The sequence below is a fragment of the Aromatoleum toluolicum genome, assembly GCF_012911005.2.
GTDB classification, from domain to species: Bacteria; Pseudomonadota; Gammaproteobacteria; order Burkholderiales; family Rhodocyclaceae; genus Aromatoleum; species Aromatoleum toluolicum.
In genome coordinates this window covers 43,732-59,611 of sequence record NZ_WTVS01000027.1, presented here as the reverse complement: position 1 = coordinate 59,611, position 15,880 = coordinate 43,732, and the positions used below count along the sequence as shown (strand labels likewise).

The 15,880-nt window shown below is 61.3% G+C and carries 17 protein-coding genes; 10 read left to right on the top strand and 7 right to left on the bottom strand.

Going from position 1 to position 15,880, the window contains the following annotated elements; genetic code table 11:
- Positions 1–216: 216 nt before the first annotated feature.
- From GPA27_RS14110 to GPA27_RS14080, 7 genes are all read left to right on the top strand, one after another.
- A complete protein-coding gene (locus tag GPA27_RS14110) occupies positions 217–1,122 on the top strand; it encodes a ParA family protein (protein WP_050416218.1) in 906 nt (301 codons plus the stop codon).
- Positions 1,097–2,530 carry a ParB family protein gene (locus GPA27_RS14105; RefSeq protein ID WP_246261112.1) on the top strand — a complete coding sequence of 478 codons (1,434 nt, stop codon included), beginning with the start codon at positions 1,097–1,099 and terminating at the stop codon, positions 2,528–2,530. The genes GPA27_RS14110 and GPA27_RS14105 overlap by 26 nt, the downstream gene beginning before the upstream one ends.
- Positions 2,531–2,539: 9 nt before the next feature.
- Positions 2,540–3,133 (top strand): STY4526/YPO1902 family pathogenicity island replication protein, encoded by a 594-nt coding sequence (locus GPA27_RS14100; protein WP_169141249.1) that lies wholly within the window; start codon positions 2,540–2,542, stop codon positions 3,131–3,133.
- A 73-nt stretch (positions 3,134–3,206) separates the two neighbouring features.
- Positions 3,207–3,605 carry a MarR family transcriptional regulator gene (locus tag GPA27_RS14095; RefSeq protein ID WP_050416215.1) on the top strand — a complete coding sequence of 133 codons (399 nt, stop codon included), beginning with the start codon at positions 3,207–3,209 and terminating at the stop codon, positions 3,603–3,605.
- Positions 3,606–3,615: 10 nt separating this feature from the next.
- The gene (locus tag GPA27_RS14090; RefSeq protein WP_169141248.1) at positions 3,616–4,761 is read left to right on the top strand and encodes a PFL_4669 family integrating conjugative element protein; all 1,146 of its coding nucleotides are present in this window, start codon (positions 3,616–3,618) and stop codon (positions 4,759–4,761) included.
- Positions 4,742–5,224 carry a hypothetical protein gene (locus GPA27_RS14085; RefSeq protein WP_169141247.1) on the top strand — a complete coding sequence of 161 codons (483 nt, stop codon included), beginning with the start codon at positions 4,742–4,744 and terminating at the stop codon, positions 5,222–5,224. Before GPA27_RS14090 ends, GPA27_RS14085 begins: the two co-directional genes overlap by 20 nt.
- A 19-nt stretch (positions 5,225–5,243) precedes the next feature.
- A complete protein-coding gene (locus tag GPA27_RS14080) occupies positions 5,244–5,708 on the top strand; it encodes a single-stranded DNA-binding protein (protein WP_169141246.1) in 465 nt (154 codons plus the stop codon).
- A 438-nt stretch (positions 5,709–6,146) separates the two neighbouring features.
- On the opposite strand, the gene GPA27_RS14075 is transcribed toward GPA27_RS14080, so the two are convergent.
- From GPA27_RS14075 to GPA27_RS14045, 7 genes are all read right to left on the bottom strand, one after another.
- Positions 6,147–6,620: an H-NS histone family protein gene (locus GPA27_RS14075; RefSeq protein WP_169141245.1), complete on the bottom strand. Its 474-nt coding sequence runs from the start codon at positions 6,618–6,620 to the stop codon at positions 6,147–6,149.
- A 215-nt stretch (positions 6,621–6,835) separates the two neighbouring features.
- Positions 6,836–7,363 (bottom strand): DUF72 domain-containing protein, encoded by a 528-nt coding sequence (locus GPA27_RS14070; RefSeq protein WP_169141244.1) that lies wholly within the window; start codon positions 7,361–7,363, stop codon positions 6,836–6,838.
- 159 nt (positions 7,364–7,522) lie between these two features.
- Positions 7,523–7,687, bottom strand: a complete 165-nt coding sequence (locus tag GPA27_RS14065) for a hypothetical protein (protein WP_169141243.1) — start codon at positions 7,685–7,687, stop codon at positions 7,523–7,525.
- Between the two features lie 151 nt (positions 7,688–7,838).
- A complete protein-coding gene (locus tag GPA27_RS14060) occupies positions 7,839–9,095 on the bottom strand; it encodes a type II restriction enzyme NmeDI-related protein (protein WP_169141242.1) in 1,257 nt (418 codons plus the stop codon).
- A gap of 362 nt (positions 9,096–9,457) precedes the next feature.
- Complete coding sequence (locus GPA27_RS14055; protein ID WP_169141241.1) at positions 9,458–9,925, bottom strand: DUF411 domain-containing protein; 468 nt, start codon at positions 9,923–9,925, stop codon at positions 9,458–9,460.
- Positions 9,926–9,959: 34 nt separating this feature from the next.
- A complete protein-coding gene (locus GPA27_RS14050; RefSeq protein WP_169141240.1) occupies positions 9,960–11,375 on the bottom strand; it encodes a heavy metal sensor histidine kinase in 1,416 nt (471 codons plus the stop codon).
- Positions 11,372–12,052, bottom strand: coding sequence for a heavy metal response regulator transcription factor (locus GPA27_RS14045; RefSeq protein ID WP_018992647.1), 681 nt, complete (start codon positions 12,050–12,052; stop codon positions 11,372–11,374). Before GPA27_RS14045 ends, GPA27_RS14050 begins: the two co-directional genes overlap by 4 nt.
- A gap of 177 nt (positions 12,053–12,229) precedes the next feature.
- On the opposite strand from GPA27_RS14045, the gene GPA27_RS14040 reads away from it, so the two are divergent.
- The 3 genes from GPA27_RS14040 (at position 12,230) to GPA27_RS14030 (ending at position 15,880) form a co-directional block, all read left to right on the top strand.
- Positions 12,230–12,652, top strand: coding sequence for a hypothetical protein (locus tag GPA27_RS14040; RefSeq protein WP_211164999.1), 423 nt, complete (start codon positions 12,230–12,232; stop codon positions 12,650–12,652).
- 409 nt (positions 12,653–13,061) lie between these two features.
- The gene (locus GPA27_RS14035) at positions 13,062–14,468 is read left to right on the top strand and encodes a TolC family protein (RefSeq protein ID WP_169141239.1); all 1,407 of its coding nucleotides are present in this window, start codon (positions 13,062–13,064) and stop codon (positions 14,466–14,468) included.
- 17 nt (positions 14,469–14,485) lie between these two features.
- Complete coding sequence (locus tag GPA27_RS14030; protein ID WP_169141238.1) at positions 14,486–15,880, top strand: multicopper oxidase family protein; 1,395 nt, start codon at positions 14,486–14,488, stop codon at positions 15,878–15,880.

Below are 15,880 nucleotides of genomic sequence, written 5' to 3'. Positions count from 1 at the left end.
AGGGATCCGGTCCCCATGCCAGTTGCGTGTTTCGGGATGTATCGGCGTTGACAAGCCGAGGATGATGTTCAATTCTGTTTAGGAATACGCTCCATTCCATCCGGGACGCCCTCGTCGCTTCATGCGCGTGTGCCGCAGCTTCACCTCGCCGGCACTCATGCTTTCCCTTCGCTTTCGTCCCCTGCTCGCCGCCGCTGCTTGACCGGAGGAGGTCGGATGATCGTCTACAGCACCGTATCGACTAAAGGAGGCGTCGGGAAATCCACCCTGACCGCTAACCTCGGCGCGCTGCTCGCTGACATCGGCATGCGTGTCTTGCTGGTCGATGCTGATGTGCAGCCGAGCCTCAGTCGCTATTACCCCATTGCCAAGAGGGCGCGGCACGGACTGACGCAAATGATCAAGCAGGGCGCGCTCACAGACGACTGCATTTCGACTATCGACTTCGCGCTCGCGCCCATGCCACTGCGTCGCCAGCCGCGGCTCAACCCGAATGGCTGCCTGGACATCGTCATCTCCGATGCGCCGCAGGGAACCCTCCAGGACTGGCTGGCGCCGCGCATGGACAGCGCGCTGCGCATCAAGCTCGCCTTGCGCAGTCCGCTGCTGCATGAGCACTACGATGTCGTGCTCATCGACACCCAGGGCGCGGTGGGGCACCTTCAGGATGCCGCAGTCCTGGCAGCCGATGTGCTCCTTTCGCCGATCTCGCCCGATATCCTCTCCGCGCGCGAGTTCCTGTCGGGCACTGAGGAATTGCTGAACCGCGTCGAAACGGCTGCTGCATTCGGCATCTCCGTGCCGCAAATGCTGGCGATGATCTACCGTCACGAGAACACCCGCGATGCACGTGAGATCGGCAAGGCCATTTGCGAGAGCTATCAGCAACTCAAGTGCAAGGTCCTGCTCCTGAAGACGGTCATCCCGCACGCCGTTGCATACCGCAATGCTGCCACTGCCCAGGTCCCGGTCCACTGGGTCGACCCGGTCAAGGCGTGTCCTGCAATGCATGCGCTCCTGTGGGAGCTCATTCCGAGCCTCGACGGCATCCACGCCGGTGTGCCGCCCGGAGCCCCCTGCGAGGTTGGCGGTGACCATGACGCCCAGAACGCGATTGCCTGACTCCATCTCGGTCAAGGAGCTGGCCGAGCACATGGAAAAGCGAGGAAAGCTCCAGCCGCAAGCGTCCTCCAATGCCACGACCGGGGAGCGTCGCGCGCTGCTCGCCCAGCATAGCCTGGCGGTCAAGGGCCCGACCAACGCCGCGGCCGACCTCCAGCCGGGCGAGGACGTGGACGGCTGGAGCTTGATGCGCTGCATGGAGATCGACTGCTACGACAAGAACCCACGAATCCGGACCAATCCGCGCTATGCGGACATTCGCGCATCGATCGAATCGCGCGGCGGCCTCACCGAAGCCCTCTCGGTGACGCGCCGGCCCGGTGCCGGGCGGTACATGTGCTATTTCGGCGGCAACACGCGGCTGCAGATCATGCAGGAGCTGTGGCTTGAGACCCATGATCCCCGCTACGAATGGATCCACGTGGTGGTGCGCCCGTGGGTGAGTGAAAGCGATGTCATTGCGGCGCATCTGGCCGAGAACGAGAACCGAGGCGACATCACGTTCTGGGAGCGGGGGCGAGGGGTGGCGCTCCTCAAGAGCGAGCTCGAGTGCGAGCTGAAGCGGCCTCTGTCGCTGCGCGAGCTAGCGGAGCGCGCGCGGGGTTGCGGATTGAAGCTTCATGGCGCGACGGCCGCCAATCTCCTCTTCGCCGTGGATTACCTGGCGCCGATCGGCCCGCACCTCACCCACGAGAGCGCGGGGGCCATTCGAAGCCGTTTCGGGTGCCTGGAAAAGCTTGCCGATGCGATCAACCTGGCCCCCTACGTGCGAAAGACCGCCTTCGACGAGCTCATCGCCGAGGTGGCGACGGGGATCAATGCCGTTCGCGACATGGACGAGCCGCCGCGGCTCACCAAGCCCGAGGTCGAGATGATCCTGTCTCGCATGACCGCCCAGTTCGCGGCGCTCGCGCAATGCGTGCAAGCGGCCGTGGAGCGTGCGCTCGTGGCGGTCGCCGGCGCCGAGGGGCAGCTTGCTTTTGCGGAGATCCACCGCCTCCTGATCGAGCCCACGAAGGAGGCGGTGCCCGAGGCGACGGACGGCACCGGACACGCTGCGCGAGTGCCCCCCGCGGGGCGGGCCGACACGCGCTTTTCGAGGCGGCTGGGCGACTTCGCTGCCGCATTTAAGCTCTCGGACTGCATTCGCCAGGACGCCGGCCGGCGGGCGGGATTCAGCGTTGAGCCGCTTCGCATGCCCTCCGACGCGTCCGGAGAGCCCGAACGCCATGGGGCGCACCGGCTCTTGGCGCAGCTCGCCCTGTCGGCTGAGGGGGGCGATGGGGAAGCCGACGACCCCGTTGTGGCCCTGCTGCGACATCCGGCGTCGTGGTCGCTCACGCGTTCGCTGATCGACGCGTATCACCGCGCATGCACGGAGAAGCCACACACCGCCGAGGACAACTAGGAGGAGGAGATGATCCCGATAAGAAGTGAGCAGCTGCGCTACGCTCTGCTGTCGCATCTCATTCACCTGCTCGACACCGGAGAGCTGCAGACGCTGCTCGAGGCCGGGCTCAGCCCCGAGATTCTGGATACCCTGCGTGCCGCGTCCGCACGGGATCTCGCATCCATCGCCGGCATGCCTCAGCTCGACGTCTGCATTCATTTCGATCCCGCAACGCTCGAGGCCGCCTATCGACGGCACCGCGCGATCGCCGAAATGCGGCAGCTGATGGAATATCACGTGATGCACGGCGCCCAGCCTCCGCTCCTGGTTCACCTCTTCAAAATGACCCTGACAGAGATTCAGCAGCACCGCGCGCTGCTGTGCCCCGATCCGCCGCCTCGCGGCCGGCCGGCCCTTCCCGATCCGAGCGTACGTGAAGCGATCCATAACGCCTGGTCGCGAATTCGATGCTCGCACCCGCCACAACGTCAGTTCGTAGATCTCCATCGCGCATTCCCGGACCATTCGATCGCCACGCTGTGGCATGTCGTGCATGAGTTCGACGCGGATGTCGAGGGCATCGATTTTCTGGATTCATCCAATCCAACGTTAAAGCCGTAAACCACTGGATTCATCCAACCCAACAGCAACGCCGACTTCGTTGGGATTCCATTTACCCAGCCGTGCTTCACCGATGTCTGGACATTCCCTTTCCGAGCCGCAGATCACCCTCGAGGTTCTCGTTCGCCTGGACGGTGACTACGCCGCCACCGCCGTCCTCCTCGCCTTGCTGTGGCGGGCCGCAGATCGGGCGCCAGTGCGCATCTCCAGCCGCGCACTGGCCGAGTACACCCTGCTGGGACACCAGGTTGTCCAGCGCGCCTTGCTGCGCCTGGAAAGGCACGGTTTGATCCGCAGTCGCAAGGTCCGCTGCGCCACCGGCGCGTACACCGTCGACATGGCGGCGCTCCGGCACCTCTTGAGCGGCCCCCTTCCCGAATGCGACTTCCTACCCGGATTCACGCCCATTCCGGCGCTGGCCCAACTGCAACCCGTCGAGTCGCCTGCGGACGACCTCACCGACGCCACCTAGAGGAAGACAAATGTCATTCCACCCGATCGCCCCACCGATCCCCCGGTCCTCGCTGGCACCTGTCGACGATCAGCCCGGACTCCTCGATCCCGTCTTTCCAGGCGGAACCCCAATCCCCTTCGAGACCGACGATCGCTCCCCGTTTCCCGATCGTTACAGCATTGCCAAGGAGCGCGAGAAGCTTGCCGATCTCATCGAGGCAGACGACCCCGATCCCCACGATCCGCGCTGGGCGCGCTACGAGCTCTACCTTCAACGCTGCGACAAGCTCAAGCAGATGGAGGCTGAATACCGGGTCACCGCGGGAGCCGACGCCACGGTCGAACCCGCGGTCGCGACCCAGCTACGCGATCTCGGCTCGCTGGTGGACGACGGTGTCGACACCATGACCCTCCATACAAAAGAGGGCTTTCGGATGTTTATGGGCCGCCGACGTGACCCGGCGGGGCACTACAACGCGATTCCGGGCGGCAAACGGGTCGCTTCGAGCCTGAAAGCATTGTGGGCGCTCACGCGCAACAACAACCCATACGCGGACTGGGCGCTCCTTCGTGCCGACCACCGCATCCCGGAGCTCAGGCGGGCACTCGACCGCCAGGCGACCCTGCTCAGCGCCGAACTCAAGAAGCGGGCCGACAAGGGACTGGGCTTCGGCATCCTCAAGTCCCGCGAGCCGAAGGTCCTGGAACTCGGATTCCGCAGCCCGTACGGCTATGTCATTGCCGAGCTGATCGTGGAGTTCGACTACTACATCCGGGTGGTCAAGACGCTTGGCCGCAAGGCCCTGTTCTCCGACAAGGAGGCGCATGACGCCATCCGTCAATTCACCCGGCCGATCCGCGCCGCTTTCGAGGAGTTCATCCGCTTCGAGAACTGGCTCACCAAGCCGGACCTGCTGCCGCTCAGCCGCGCCGACTTCCTGCCCGGCGTCGATGCCAATGCGCAGAAGCGTGTCGCAGCCGTCACCGGTATCTTCGGTGCTGTGCCAGCGGGCATCTACGCAGGCCACCAGATCTCGCGCCACTCCCAGCGCCGCATTTCGATTTCGGACACCGAGAAGGCCATGCTTGAGCGCGTGGCCGCCGAGATCGCCGCCATCGATTCGGAACGTGGCGCAGCGGGCGATGAGGCAACGGATGATGGGCTGGTCGACTGAGGTGCCGGTAACGGAGATGGCGCAACTCGAACCGCCGGGTGCTGCCGACGTCGTCGGCCAGCGCTGCGACAGTACGCCTTGTCAACCGGATGCTGACGCAAAGGCCTTTACGGGTAGGGGCGGCGCCCCCGCCGACGTGCGGCAGGCGCAGGCCCGTGTCGACACGATTCACTGCCAACAGGAGGACTTGTCGCGGCTCACACGGCGAGTACGCGGGCGGACCTTCTATCTTTCGGTGCATCGGCGCAAGGCCACAGGGCAACTTCACCTGCGCTGGCGTGCGGCAGGCGCCGGGCCCCGGGCCGGCCACATCCCCTGGGGCGCAATCCACGCCCATTTCGCCCGACTCCCGGGGGCGCTGCGCGAATGGTATGAGCGTACCCACCGGCGCGCCATCGAGCTCAACCGGCGTGAAATCGAGGCGCGCCTCGCCCTGAAGCATGCCCGGCAGCGCGATTCGTAGTATTCCGCACGGCGGCGGCATGGGCGTCGGCCCCGTCGTGTTCAACGTCGACGCCAAGGAGTACAACATGCCGAATGTATTTCGCGGGAAAGGCAATCTCGGCGATACGCCGATCCTCAAGCACGTCCCCATCAACGGGGTCGATGAGGTCGTCGCCGAGATGCGTGTGTTCTTCGACGACTACGCCTACGACCAAGCCAACGACGAGTATCAGCAGGTCGGCGGATTCTGGATGAGCGTGTCGCTGTGGGGCCAGCGCGGCGAGGACGCCGCGCGCGTGCTGCGGCGAGGCGCGCGCGTCCAGGTCGAAGGCGCCCTCAAGCAGTTCATGTACTCGCCGGAGGGCGCCCCCGACAAGGTGCCCGGCTTCCAGGTGACCGCCGACGACGTCACGCTGTGCCTGGGGCGGGTCGAGCGAGCCGACTACAAACCCAAGCGCGAGCTCGCTGGTTCCACGAGCGAGGCGGCTGCCGACGCCACGTAAACCATTGCCGCTGTCTTATCCTGTTCGCACTGAGGTCGGCCAGTCACAACCGACTCACATAAGCGAACGAATCGCCATGCGCGCCCCATCGCGTCGGCCTCGACGCGCGTGCTATCTGCCGATCTTTCCCATTCGCGATCCACTGTCGCCGCCCGCACGGCTGGCGTACCGGCGCGATACCTGATCGTCGCCGCGTAGTCCGTTTCAGCTCATCGGTGATGACGCGACGAAACCCGCCTGCGCGGCGCAGGGAAGCATCTGCCGAGCGAGCTGGCGTCCAGACCAAATCAAGGTTGAGCAGCAGCGGCAGGCCGCAGCGCTGCCGGTCGTTGGGAGAAAGTTCGCGATCAGCTCCAGCCGAAAATACGTCGGCGAGGACGGGGCGATTTACAGCTCCCGTTACGCGTGGTCGGGCAAGGGGAGCCGTCGGCCAAGGCGTTAGTTCGCCGGCGCTACCTCAGCTTCTGCGGCAGCTACGGGGGTAGCCGTAGTTGTCGGAGTGACTGAATCGGTGGCTGACTTTGCTACACGCTGCTGCTTCTTGTCGAATTTGGCTGCTGCAGTGGCGAGGGCGTCGAGCGCGCCGCCGTGAGCCAGCCATGTTTCTACCCAGTGAGGTTTCCTGCCACGCCCTGACCAGGCGAGATCCATTTTCGAGGGATGACGATATTTCACTGCAACAGGGCGCTTGGGGGCTACAGGGCGTTTTGCGCCGTTGGCCTTCGGCTTTTCCGACTCGGGAGAGCCGCCCAGCACGTCTTCCAGTGACAACCCCTGCTCGCGAGCCATCCTCTTGAGTTTCTTCAGCAAGGCGTCCTTTCCGGTCGATTGCTGTTTTGCGATCTCCTTTTCGATTCGCGCATGAAGCTGTTTGAGTTGGATAAGGGTGAAGTTGCTGAGATTCATCGTCATAGGGAGTGATTCACCGTCGAAAGCTGCAGGAAAGGATGTATACGTTGCGGAGTATAAAGAGCTTTGACGTGAAAGATCCGTTACAACGATTTGCTTTTGAACGGACGTCTTGGGGCGAAACTTTCTGGGAGCCGACGGCAGATGATCGTCACAGATTGGTAGATCCGCGGCTCGGCGATCGTCGTTGTCGAAGGCGTCGTGCGATCAGGGCTCCGTCATAGTCCCAGAATCATCTGCAGGAACTGGGCCGCGTTCCGTTGCGCATAGTCACCGAAGTTGTTGTTGAAAACTGCGTGGACCGACTTGGCCGTTCTCCCCAGCCCTCGGACCTGCTCAGCCAACTCGGTTAGCTCCGCAGTCGCATAGAGATAGTTGAACCGTTCCCCGGACGAGCTCAGTCCCTTCTTGTCCCAGGTGTCGGTGTTCCTCCCATGAAACCGGACAATCGCCACGTGTGGGCACGTCACCTCCCACAGTGCCGGGACGCTGCTGGCAAAGCCCTGGGGCTCATCGACGACGACGTGTGCCAACCGGTGTTCGCGTTCAAACGCCATCACCTGGGCCGCCCGATCGCCCTCAAACCATGTCCGGTTCCGGAACTCCACCGCCAACTGAAATCCCCGGAGCCGTTCAGCGCATTCCAGGATGTGATCGAAAGCTGCCCTGGAGGGCACGAACCAGGGCGGGAACTGGAATAGCACCACCCCGAGCTTTTGGGCAGCACGTAACGGTTCCACTGCCATTGCAAACCGAGTTCATAACTCATCCTTGAGCTCGGGCGGTACGTCCTTGTAATACACGTTCCTTTTCTGCACTGGTCCCAGCGTAGCGTGCACAGGCCAAGACGGTTAGCGTCGCCGCGCGATGCACTGACCGACAGGCGCCGCTGGGCCACCGGACCGTCAGGAGTCGCCGGTTTCGGCTGTCGGAGCGGGATTCATGTCAGCGTCCCGCTGAGGTGCATTCCGAGCCCGTGACGCCTCCAATTCGCCCATGACCTCGGCAAGCTTGGTCGCGAGCTCGCGGGCCTCCTTCCGTGTCGTCGACAGCTCGGTTTCGAGATTCATCGATCGCTGCTTCTGCTCCTGAAGCTGGCCTTCGAGGTTTGCCACGGCTTGTCGCGCTCGGCGATCACGCCGGAGTGGATAGGGGCGGGCGCTGCGACGGTGCCGGCGATCTTTTCCACCGGAAGGCCGAGCTAATACAGGAATAAATATATTATGCGACACAGCGACACGCAAGGCGCTCGAGGATCCGCCGATCTTCGCCGAGCTTGCACAGCGATTCGAAGTGCTGGTCAAGGTCCTCGAACAGGATATAACTCAGTGAGAAGTCCTCGCGACGCTGGAACATTGGGCGCTTGAGTTGCACGACGATCTCCTTCTCGCGTGCAGCCGGAGCAACCAAATATAGATGCTCATGCCGGCCAGGGATTGACAGTGCCATATCGGCAAGGCGTAGAATTCCTGAGTAAATCGACGTGCTCTTCTCTACTTCAAAGGCACTCGCGATTCTCGGTTCGCCCGGGTATAGCCACAAGACATCGATAAGTTCTGCGGTGGCGTGTACTTCTGGTGCGAGCCCAAGGTCTGGCAAGCATTTCAAGCAACTGTAGCCCAGCGGGCGGCCGCGGTAGATGGCGCTGCGATCATTACGGGCGACCAGCACGTCATAGCCCAGTGCACGGCCCAACTCGCTCAATTGGTACTGGACCTTCGTATGGAGGCGCTCCTCCGCCATGTCTTGTTCAACCTGGGCGTGGCGCTTGCGACGCACCTGCTCGATCTTTTCACGTTCGATGGTCAGGGCAGTTGAATCATCATCGGCCGTTCCGAGCCGTCCGACGCCAATCTCGAAAAGCATGCCGCTGAATGCGCCCAGATCTCGTGAGAGCATGCCCAGTGCAGCGTTGGCAACGATGATTGTCTCACGCATTTCCAAATAGCTGTCCCATGAGCCGAGTCTCTTCTTTGTCCTAAACAACGCGTTGAATCCGTTCAGCATTGCCGTGTTGAACGGTGGAAACAGCGTCGGATGCAGGAAGTACAGAATATTCGCGACCGCTGGGCCCAAGCCTTTGATGCGCTTACCGGCGAGTTTCAGAACCTCCCTTTCGAGCGCCCGTACATCGGTAGTTCCGAGACAGGCATAGAGGAACTCGCCAAATGCCTGTTTGTTGAGATCATTCTCGTAGATGTCGGGGATACGCAATTTTGGCTTCCAGTAGAACGGATGTGCGGCCCCTTCGAATACCTGTTTTTGCTCGGAAATGCACGCCAATACGAACTCCAAGGACGATCCCTTGAAGTCATTCGGGAAGCGTTGATGCTTGATATCGTCGATGACCGCTGCAACACCACGGCGAATGCTGCGAAACGCCTTGATCCGGTCTTCGCTGCTGATGAACCAAGTGCTATAGACCGATTCGGGATCGGCCTTGTAGGCTTGTGCAATCGGCAACAGAGCATCTTGCATAACGACCCCTCATTGACTTGAGCATCATTTCTAACAGCGTTAATTGAGGTGGTCAATCCTGCCCATCTAGGGTACGCGCTTCCCACATCCGGACCCCAGACGCATCGCCTACGCCGTCCTGAGTTGTCATCGAGAACGTAAAGGTCCGGAGCATGGGCATAAAGCATATGCCGGCCGCCAAGGATCGCACGTCGGTGTCGATGGCGATGGGTTCCTCCTGCCGGATGAATGTAGAATGCCTGTGCTAGCCGTGTTCAGCCGCGATGCAGCAGTCTGGCTCGTCGTGGGGCTGGCGAGGCACTCCGGGCATGTAGGACAGCACTATGCACCTCTGTGCGATAGCGCCGAGTATGCTCCCCGGTTCAGTGCCTTGCGAATGTGGTGATCACGCCCTTCTCGTCGAAGCTGACCACTTCGTAACGGTCAGCAGGGAAAGGCCCCTCCATCCCCGGCGATCCTTGAGGCATACCGGGCGCGGAAATGCCCACGATCTTCGGCTTGACTGCCAGCAGCCGCTTCACATCCGTAGCGGGCACATGCCCTTCGACGACGTAGTCACCGACCTTGGCCGTGTGGCACGAGCTAAGCGCTGTGGGGATGCCGGCCTCGCGTTTCACCTCGCCCATTTTCGGTGTGGCAATTTCTTTGACCTTGAAGCCCTGGGACCGCATATGCTCTGCCCATTTGCCGCAACAGCCGCAATTCGGATCCTTGTAAACGATGACTTCGTCGCCTGCTGCAAGTGCAGGAGAAAGACTGAACGTGAGGGACAGCGCAGTTGCGGCAAGCAAAGCGCGCTCGCGGATCGGAAACAGTGTCTTGATGGTCATATCGGTCACTCCTGGCAAATACCTTGGGCAAACTCTACTCTGTGCTCGTCTGGCCGTGGATCAAGCGCGGCAAATGAATGCGAAATGCGGTGACGCCGTCGGCGGATTCGACGTCTACCGTTCCGCCATGTGTTTCGATGATCGTACGGGTGATTGCCAGACCGAGGCCGGCGCCCTCTCCGTGATGATGTCGCTCGGCGCTTGCACGATGGAAACGTTCAAAGATGCGTGATAGTTGATCTGCCGGAATCGTGTCGCCGTGATTTTGAATGCGGAGCATGACTTGAGGACCGTCATCGGCGACATCAATCTCGATGGTGCTTCCCGGGCGGGAATGGCGCAGGGCATTCGATAGCAGATTTGAGATCGCGCGCCGCAGCATCAAGCGATCACCGTGGACCGTTGCTGCGCCTCGGACCACGACGTTGACATCGTGCTCCTCGGCGAGTGCTTCATAGAATTCCGCGAGCGCACGCGCCTCATCGGCCAAGGCCACCAGTTCGTGTGGGCCAGGCAGGCGCCCATTATCGGCTTTTGCCAAGAACAGCATGTCGGCAACCATGCGCGCGATCCGTTGGTATTCTTCAAGGTTTGACGTTAGGACCTCACGGTACTCGTCAGCGGTACGCGTTCGAGACAGGGAAACAGCCGTTTGCGTCATCAGATTCGAGATGGGAGTCCGTAGTTCATGGGCAATATCGGCCGAAAAATCGGATAAACGTTGAAATGCAGCTTCGAGGCGACTGAGCATGCCGTTAAATGCATCGACGAGTTCACGCACTTCAACCGGGGCCTTGGCTTCCGTCAAGCGTTGGCTAAGACGTTCAGCCGACAACCCGCGAGCGATCTCGGATACTCGGCGTAAGGGGGCGAGACCCGCATGCGCGACCCACCAGCCGAGCAGGGCGGCCATTACCGCCGCTAACGATATGGCAAGCCAAAGGCGAAGCCGCGCTGCGTCGAGAAACGTCGCATGGTGGGTGATATCCAGCCCGACCACAGCACGAATGTAGGTCGTTGTTCCGTCGGCCCCCTGCATACGCAACGACTGCTCACGTCCCGCATAGTGGTGTCCATCCTTCTCCCATTTGGCGATGCCGGATGGTAATTCATCTCCGGCGAGGACTCCCGCCAGAAAAGAGCTTGGATGGATTGCGTAACTTACAACCCCTTCCTTATCGCGCAAGAACACTGCGATACCATCATGGCCGACGAAAGCGTCGTCGAGCCGTTGGGGCAACATATCCCGTGCGGACGGCAAATCGGCCCGCTGGAGTAGATTTTCGATCAGCGCGAGTTTTCCGCGCAGTTCGTGGTCGTCGAGCTCCGCAAAATGCGCTTCGACGGCACGACCGAGTAGTACGCCGACGGCTATCAGTAAGCTCGCTGCCGTCAGTGCGAAGAGCAGCGCAAGTCGTGTGGTGAGCGATAGAGGGTACCGGAGCTTCACTGAGCCTCCGGCACTTCCAGAACGTAGCCCATGCCACGCACGGTACGGATAAGTTTGGGTTCGAAGGGTTCGTCGACTTTCGCTCGCAACCGGCGGACCGCTACTTCGATGACGTTCGTGTCGCTGTCGAAGTTCATGTCCCACACTTGCGAGGCAATCAATGACCGCGGCAACACTTCGCCCTGCCTCCGCAACAGCAGTTCAAGTAATGAGAACTCCTTCGCTGTGAGATCAATCTTTATGCCTGCACGCGTCACTCGCCGTCGCAGAAGATCAAGTTCGAGGTCCCCAACCCTGAACACCTCAGGCTCCTTGGCCTTTCCTCGACGTAGCAGTGTGCGCACGCGCGCGAGCAGTTCTGAGAACGCAAAGGGTTTCACTAGATAGTCGTCGGCCCCGAGTTCGAGACCACGTACCCGATCTTCGACCTGATCGCGTGCAGTAAGAAACAGCACGGGCGTTTCTCTGCCGCTACGTCGGACGGTTCGAAGCACGCCCCAGCCATCAAGTGAGGGGAGCATTACGTCGAGCACAATCAGGTCGTACTCGCCATTGAGCGCCATATGCAGGCCATCCAGCCCGTCGCGCGCGAGGTCCACAACAAAGCCGGCTTCGCCCAGTCCCTGCTGCAGGTAATCGCCGGTTTTCGGCTCATCCTCAACGATCAGGATTTTCATGGTTGCCCTCTATCTCGTTCATGCGACGACATTTTGCATCGCTAAACCGGGCTTCAATTCGAGATTACCAAGATGTAATTCGGGAGACAGATTCCTGACACCTTCTGAGTCGCAATATGGCGGTGTGTCGGCCCGTGCCGAGGGCATCGCTTCTATGCTTTCGAAGGAGGTAGTTGTATGAAACCGGTTATGGTGATGCGCGTTGTGTTCGCGTTGGCTGCCGCGGCTGCAATGTCTGTTACGTTTGCGGCAGCGCCGACGGATGAGGAGCACCAAAGTCATCATCCGGACGTGGCGCAAGTGACACCCGCCACGACAGGGCCAGCTGCCAGCATGCCTGCGCTCCAACAACGCATGAAGGCGATCCGTACGGAGAAAGACCCCGCGCGTCGCATGGCCCTGATGGAAGAGCAGATGACTGCCATGGAGTCGGCGATGCGTGATATGCCCGAGGAATGCCCGATGGCCGGTGGCACGATGGGCGGAAAAGCGCCAGACATGATGCGTGACCACATGCGGATGATGGAAAAGCGCATGGACATGATGCAGCAGATGATGGAAATGCACATGAAGGCGGGACCGACGAACCCCATGAAATAAGAGGAGGTTTGCCTCCGGGAGTGCTCCTCGGGGCTGAGGCCACAAGAAAGAATGAGTCCCCAATGAAGAGCGGTTGTTTCGCCGTTTCGTGGCGGGGCGCTGCGACGCTCGTCTGTCTGGTCTTACAAGCTCACACAGACCGCGCCGCGGCGTCGAACGAGTCCTCGCCACCAGAATCCGCCCGCGTGCGCGACGCTACACTTGCGACAGGCGCGGATGCCGGAATTGAGGTGCCCTCGTTCCGTTCCGTGCTTGATAGCTATCGTTCTTACCGCGTGGACGAGCCTCTGCGTCCCTGGCGTGAGGTCAACGACGAAGTGGGCCGACGGGAGGACCGTCAAGGAAATCGCGGCAATACGTCGATTTCGAACGATGCAGCGTCACAGGGTGGAAGGTCGGAGGAAGTGAGGTGAAGACCTCCACGTCTTTTGTCCTGGTATCCGCTGTCATCCTGACGGGCTGCGCAACGGCCGAAATTGACAGTAACTACGAGGCAGTAGCGCGATTCAGTCAGGAGCATGCTGGAAGCGCGCCGCGATGGTTGCGTAGCGATCCTGATCGCGTCGAGGTGGAGGCGGAAGTTGCTCACTTGCTGGCTCAGCCGCTGCGTAAGGATGATGCCGTGCGGATAGCGCTCAGCTATAGTCCGGCGTTTCAGGTGGTGCTTGCAGAAGCGGCGGCGGCATCGGCCGATACTACGCGCTCAGCGCGCGTCCCTAACCCGGTGTTTAGCTACGAGCGTCTGCTGCGTTCAGGGGGCGGCGAGCGCGAACTCGAGCTTGGCCGAGCGTTGAGCTTCTCTCTGCTTGACGTGCTGCTCCTACCTGCGCGTCTCGACCGCGCCGAGCTGAAACAACGGGAAATCAGGTTGCGGGCCTCGGCGTCGGTCTTGGCGCTTGTAACTGACGTGCGCCGTGCATGGGTCGAGGCTGTTTCGACGTTACAGGTCGCCAATTACCACGACGAGGTGGCCAGTGCCACGGCAGCGACAGCCGAGCTCGCGCGCCGTATGCAGAGCGCGGGCAACTACAGTCGTCTTCAGCGAGCGCGAGAACAAGCGCAGTATGCAGATGCCGTGAGCGCTCAGATTCGTGCGCGTCAGGATGCGGTACGGACCCGTGAAACCCTGATTCAGTTGGTAGGCCTGTCGCCGCACCAGGCGCTTGCCCTTCGACTCCCGGAGCGCTTGCCGGATTTGCCGGTGGAACCGATCGATGAAGCGACGGTTGCTCGCGCGATAATCGACGAGCGCCTCGACGTCCGTATCGCACGCGCTGCACTTGAAACAGCCGCGAAAGATCTGGGACTTACGCAGGTGACCAGCGTAGTCAATGGGATCGAGGTCGCTGGCGTGCGCAACAGCGAGACAGGCACACGCCCACAGCGTGGTGTTGAGATCGAATTGCCGCTGCCGATATTCGACTTCGGCGACGCACGCCGCGCGGGAGACCAGGCGCGTTATCTCGCTGCCGTCAACCGTACCGTACAGGTCGTTCGCAATGCCAGTTCGCAGGTGCGCTCGATCTACGACAGCTATCGCAACGCGTTTGACTTGGCACGCCATTACCGCGACGAGGTCATCCCGTTGCGCAGAAGCATCGCGGACGAGGCGGTTCTTCAATACAACGGGATGTTTATCAGCATTTTCGAGCTTCTCGCGGAGACCCGCAACCAAACGTTAGGCGTAATTCAGGCCATACAAGCTGAGCGTGACTTCTGGCTTGCGGATGCAGCACTGAACGCGACCTTGCTCGGCTACCCGATTGCGCCGACGGTCGTGCGATCAGGCCCGGCGGTACCTGTCGCTCAACACTAGTATGGCGAGCATTGAGAATGCCCAATAGACGACAATTTCTCGCGGGTGCAGGCTTGCTTGCGATCGGTGGGGTGGGCCGTGCTGCCTTGGCAGTCCTACCCGAGGTGGCCCTACGGCACAGTGCCGACACGGCGATGCCGCTGCTACCCGCCGATGGCGCTTCCTACAACCCTGTTGTGACCCTCAATGGCTGGACAGCACCATGGCGCATGAACGGCAGCGTCAAGGAGTTCCATCTTGTTGCGGAACCGGTCGAGCGCGTCATCGCGCCGGGGATGACCGCGAGGTTGTGGGGATATAACGGCCAATCGCCTGGCCCCACCATTGAAGTGGTTGAAGGCGATCGGGTGCGCATTTTCGTCACGAACCGTCTTCCCGAGCATACGACGGTCCACTGGCACGGGCAGCGTCTGCCGAACGGCATGGACGGGGTTGGGGGGCTGACGCAACCGCATATCCCTCCTGGCAAGACATTCGTCTATGAGTTCATCGCCCGCAGGCCGGGTACCTTTATGTACCACCCCCACGCCGACGAGATGGTGCAAATGGCGATGGGAATGATGGGGTTGTGGGTCACGCATCCGCGTAAGCGGCATCCGCTGATCGACCCTGTTGATCGCGATTTTTGCTTCCTCTTGGGCGCGTTCGACATTGAGCCCGGCAGCTATACCCCCAAGACCAATACGATGCTTGATTTCAACCTGTTTACGTTCAACAGCCGCGTCTTTCCGGGTATCGATTCCCTCAACGTGCGCCGTGGCGATCGCGTACGGATTCGAATTGGCAACCTGTCCATGACCAACCATCCGATCCACCTGCATGGACACGAGTTCGATGTGACGGGGACCGACGGTGGTCCGACTCCGAAGGAGGCTCGCTGGCCCGAAGTTACCGTCGATATCGCGGTTGGCCAGATGCGTCAGATCGAATTCGTCGCTGACGAGGAAGGCGACTGGGCGCTGCATTGTCACAAGTCGCACCACACGATGAATGCGATGGGTCACGACGTGCCGACAATGATTGGTGTCGATCACAGAGGTATTGCCGAGCGCATCCAGAAACTCGTACCGGACTACATGGCGATGGGGGAGCGCGGCATGGCTGAGATGGCCGAAATGGAGATGCCGCTGCCCGACAACACTTTGCCGATGATGACAGGCCAAGCGCAGTTCGGCGCAGTCGAGATGGGCGGCATGTTTACCGTCGTCAAGGTTCGGCGTGATCAGAGGCCAGGAGACTACTCGAACCCCGGTTGGTACAAACATCCGGTGGGGCGCGTCGCTCATGAGTGGGCAGGGGGCGTCATGGACCCAGTGCGGACAGTTGGTACAGGCGGTCAATCAATGCCGGGGACTACCACCGGCTCTCCCGGAATGATCAATGTTCGCGGGCCCAGTCGCCACACGGGGTAG

What these genes read in the sequence shown, in the direction of transcription:
- GPA27_RS14030 (WP_169141238.1), top strand. Translation starts at nt 14,486, where the DNA reads ATGCCCAATAGACGACAATTTCTCGCGGGTGCAGGCTTGCTTGCGATC.
- GPA27_RS14110 (WP_050416218.1), top strand. Translation starts at nt 217, where the DNA reads ATGATCGTCTACAGCACCGTATCGACTAAAGGAGGCGTCGGGAAATCC.
- GPA27_RS14080 (WP_169141246.1), top strand. Translation starts at nt 5,244, where the DNA reads ATGGGCGTCGGCCCCGTCGTGTTCAACGTCGACGCCAAGGAGTACAAC.
- GPA27_RS14100 (WP_169141249.1), top strand. Translation starts at nt 2,540, where the DNA reads ATGATCCCGATAAGAAGTGAGCAGCTGCGCTACGCTCTGCTGTCGCAT.
- GPA27_RS14045 (WP_018992647.1), bottom strand. Translation starts at nt 12,052, where the DNA reads ATGAAAATCCTGATCGTTGAGGATGAGCCGAAAACCGGCGATTACCTG.
- GPA27_RS14065 (WP_169141243.1), bottom strand. Translation starts at nt 7,687, where the DNA reads ATGAATCTCGAAACCGAGCTGTCGACGACACGGAAGGAGGCCCGCGAG.
- GPA27_RS14090 (WP_169141248.1), top strand. Translation starts at nt 3,616, where the DNA reads ATGTCATTCCACCCGATCGCCCCACCGATCCCCCGGTCCTCGCTGGCA.
- GPA27_RS14060 (WP_169141242.1), bottom strand. Translation starts at nt 9,095, where the DNA reads ATGCAAGATGCTCTGTTGCCGATTGCACAAGCCTACAAGGCCGATCCC.
- GPA27_RS14070 (WP_169141244.1), bottom strand. Translation starts at nt 7,363, where the DNA reads ATGGCAGTGGAACCGTTACGTGCTGCCCAAAAGCTCGGGGTGGTGCTA.
- GPA27_RS14085 (WP_169141247.1), top strand. Translation starts at nt 4,742, where the DNA reads ATGATGGGCTGGTCGACTGAGGTGCCGGTAACGGAGATGGCGCAACTC.
- GPA27_RS14105 (WP_246261112.1), top strand. Translation starts at nt 1,097, where the DNA reads ATGACGCCCAGAACGCGATTGCCTGACTCCATCTCGGTCAAGGAGCTG.
- GPA27_RS14055 (WP_169141241.1), bottom strand. Translation starts at nt 9,925, where the DNA reads ATGACCATCAAGACACTGTTTCCGATCCGCGAGCGCGCTTTGCTTGCC.
- GPA27_RS14095 (WP_050416215.1), top strand. Translation starts at nt 3,207, where the DNA reads ATGTCTGGACATTCCCTTTCCGAGCCGCAGATCACCCTCGAGGTTCTC.
- GPA27_RS14040 (WP_211164999.1), top strand. Translation starts at nt 12,230, where the DNA reads ATGAAACCGGTTATGGTGATGCGCGTTGTGTTCGCGTTGGCTGCCGCG.
- GPA27_RS14075 (WP_169141245.1), bottom strand. Translation starts at nt 6,620, where the DNA reads ATGACGATGAATCTCAGCAACTTCACCCTTATCCAACTCAAACAGCTT.